The organism is Streptomyces sp. UH6 (assembly GCF_013421635.1).
In the GTDB taxonomy this organism is placed as follows: Bacteria; Actinomycetota; Actinomycetes; order Streptomycetales; family Streptomycetaceae; genus Streptomyces; species Streptomyces abyssomicinicus.
Genome location: NZ_JACADT010000599.1, coordinates 1 through 3,537 on the forward strand (window position 1 = coordinate 1; position 3,537 = coordinate 3,537).

General features: G+C 69.5%; 1 protein-coding gene and 1 tRNA gene. Both read left to right on the forward strand.

Annotated features, from left to right (window positions below; all coding sequences use genetic code 11):
• Window positions 1-154: 154 nt before the first annotated feature.
• A tRNA-Pro gene (locus HW445_RS22750) sits at window positions 155-228 on the forward strand.
• 298 nt (window positions 229-526) lie between these two features.
• The gene (locus HW445_RS22755; protein WP_180222824.1) at window positions 527-3,442 is read left to right on the forward strand and encodes a glycoside hydrolase family 48 protein; all 2,916 of its coding nucleotides are present in this window, start codon (window positions 527-529) and stop codon (window positions 3,440-3,442) included.
• The last annotated feature ends 95 nt before the right edge of the window (window positions 3,443-3,537 follow it).

The window sequence follows — 3,537 nt, forward strand, 5'->3', positions numbered from 1 at the left end:
CCCGCCCCGGCGGTGCCGTCGCCGGCCGTACTGTCCTCGGATGCGCTCATCGAACCATTGTCCCGCCGTGGCCGGGGACCCATCCGACCAGGCCTGGGACGTGCGGTAAAGTACTCCTCACGTGATCACGCGGCCAGGCCGCGGGAGAGCGGATCGGGACGTGGCGCAGCTTGGTAGCGCACTTGACTGGGGGTCAAGGGGTCGCAGGTTCAAATCCTGTCGTCCCGACTGAGGAAGTCGCAGCGGAAGGCCGCTCCGGAGGGATCCGGGGCGGCCTTCCGCCGTGTCCGGCACCCCCCGACCCGGGCCCGGGGCGACCACCGGCCGCGGCTGCGGACGGACGGTTTCACCTCCTGATCGCCGGCCTTCCGGGAGCCCACCCGTGCTTTCGAAAGGCGAACGCAGGGGGTTGACAGTGTCCATACACCGTGCGAACTATGGGAGCGCTCCCACAGGTATCGCATTCACCTCTTCACCTTCCCGTTCCCCCACGAGCCGAGAGGCCGACCGGAAAGGATTCCGCCCCATGCTCCTCGCCAGGAGACCCCGACCCCGCCTGCGCGGCCCAGCCGTCGCGCTGGCCGCCTTATTGGCGTTACCCCTGACCATGACCAACCTGTCCGAGCCCGCGCACGCGGCCGCGGTGCAGTGCAGCGTCGACTACAAGACCAACGACTGGGGCTCCGGCTTCACCGCCGAGCTCACCCTGACCAACCGGGGCACCGAAGCCCTCGACGGCTGGAAGGTGACCTACGACTACGCCGGCAACCAGAAGCTGAGCAACGGCTGGAACGGCGTCTGGTCGCAGTCCGGCAAGACCGTCACCGTCACCAACACCAGCTGGAACAGGACGCTCGCGGCCGGCGCGGCCACCTCGGCCGGCGCGCAGTTCAGCTACAGCGGGACGAACGCGGCCCCGACCTCGTTCGCCGTCAACGGCACCGCCTGCACCGGCGCCCACCAGCCCCCGGTGGCCGTGCTGACCAGCCCGGCGCCCGGCGCGACGTACTCGGTGGGCACCGAGGTCCCGCTGGCCGCCACCGCGGCCGCCGCCGACAACGCGACCGTCAGCAAGGTCGAGTTCTACAGCGACACCGCGCTGCTCGGCACCGACACCACCTCGCCGTTCGAGCTGAAGACCTCCACCCTCGCGGCCGGGGACCACTCGCTCTACGCCCGCGCCTACGACTCGCTGGGCGCCACCGGGGAGTCCTCGCCGGTCGGCATCAAGATCGTCTCGGGTCCCTCCGTCACCGCCGGCCCGACCCAGCTGGGCGTCCGCCAGGGCACGAGCGCGACCTACGAGGTCAGCCTCTCCCAGCAGCCCTCGGCGAACGTCACGGTCACCACCGCGCGGGAGTCCGGCAACACGGGGCTGACCGTCAGCGGCGGGGCCAGCCTCACCTTCACCCCGCAGAACTGGAACGTCGCCCAGAAGGTGACCATCGCGGCGGCCGCCTCCGGCACCGGCTCCGCCGTCTTCGCGTCGTCCGCAAACGGACACACCGCGGCCAAGGTGACGGCCACCCAGCTCTCGGCCGGCGGCACCTACGACGCCAAGTTCCTCGAGCTGTACGGCAAGATCACCGACCCGGCCAACGGCTACTTCTCGCCCGAGGGCATCCCCTACCACTCGGTGGAGACGCTCATCGTCGAGGCCCCGGACCACGGTCACGAGACCACGTCGGAGGCCTACAGCTACCTGATCTGGCTCCAGGCCCAGTACGGCAGGGTCACCGGCGACTGGACGCGCTTCAACAAGGCGTGGGAGACCATGGAGAAATTCATGATCCCCACCAAGGCGGACCAGCCCACCAACTCGTACTACAAGCCCGGTGAGCCGGCCACCTACGCGCCCGAGCACGACCTGCCCTCGCAGTACCCGGCGAAGCTGGACCCGGCCGCCAAGTCCGGCGCCGACCCCCTCGCGGCCGAGCTGAAGAGCGCGTACGGCACGGACGACGTCTACGCCATGCACTGGATCCAGGACGTCGACAACACCTACGGCTACGGCAACGAGCCCGGCAAGTGCAACGCCGGTCCCACCGCCACCGGTCCGTCCTACATCAACACCTTCCAGCGCGGTCCGCAGGAGTCGGTCTGGGAGACCGTCACCCACCCGACCTGCGACAACTTCGCCTACGGCGGCAAGAACGGCTACCTCGACCTGTTCACCGGCGACTCCTCGTACGCCAAGCAGTGGAAGTTCACCAACGCCCCCGACGCGGACGCCCGCGCCGTGCAGGCGGCCTACTGGGCCGACGTCTGGGCCAAGGAGCAGGGCAAGGGCTCCGAGGTCTCCTCGACCGTCGGCAAGGCCGCCAAGATGGGTGACTACCTTCGCTACGCCCTCTTCGACAAGTACTTCAAGAAGGTCGGCGACTGCGTCGGTCCGACCACCTGCCCCGCGGGCAGCGGCAAGAACAGCGCCCACTACCTGCTCAGCTGGTACTTCGCCTGGGGCGGCGCCACCGACACCTCGGCGGGCTGGGCCTGGCGCATCGGCTCCAGCCACGCGCACGGCGGCTACCAGAACCCGATGGCGGCCTGGGCGCTCAGCAACTACGCCCCGCTCGCCCCGAAGTCCTCGACCGGCAAGTCCGACTGGTCCACCAGCCTGAAGCGCCAGATCGAGTTCTACACCTGGCTGCAGTCCAGCGAGGGAGCCATCGCGGGCGGCGCGACCAACAGCTGGCAGGGCCGCTACGCCCAGCCGCCGGCCGGTACGCCGACCTTCTACGGCATGTACTACGACGAGAAGCCGGTCTACCACGACCCGCCGTCCAACCAGTGGTTCGGCTTCCAGGCGTGGTCCATGGAGCGCGTCGCGGAGTACTACTACCAGACCGGTGACGCCAAGGCCGGTGCCGTGGTGAAGAAGTGGGTCGACTGGGCGGTCGGCAAGACGACGATCAACCCGGACGGCACCTTCCAGTTCCCCTCCACCCTCCAGTGGACGGGCGCCCCGGACACCTGGAACGCCACCTCGCCCGGTGCCAACAACAACCTCCACGTCACGGTGGCCGACTACACCAACGACGTGGGCGTGGCGGGCTCGTACGCCAAGGTCCTCACCTACTACGCCGCGAAGTCCGGTGACGCCAAGGCGAAGACGACCGCCAAGGCGCTGCTCGACGGCATGTGGGACCACCACCAGGACGGCCTGGGCGTCTCCGTCCCGGAGACCCGCGCCGACTACAACCGGTTCGACGACCCGGTGTACGTGCCCTCCGGCTGGACCGGAAAGATGCCCAACGGGGACACCGTCGACTCCTCGTCGACCTTCATCTCCATGCGCAGCTTCTACAAGAACGACCCGGCCTGGTCCAAGATCGAGGCCTACCTGAAGGGCGGCTCCGCGCCGGTCTTCACCTACCACCGGTTCTGGGCGCAGGCGGACATCGCCACCGCGCTCGGCGCCTACGGCGAACTGCTCGAGTGACACGCCGTAGCCGGTGAAGGGCTGCCCCGGGGCGACCGTCCGCCCCGGGGCAGCCCCCTGTGCGGGCGGCCTCGCGCGGCCTCACACGTCGGTGG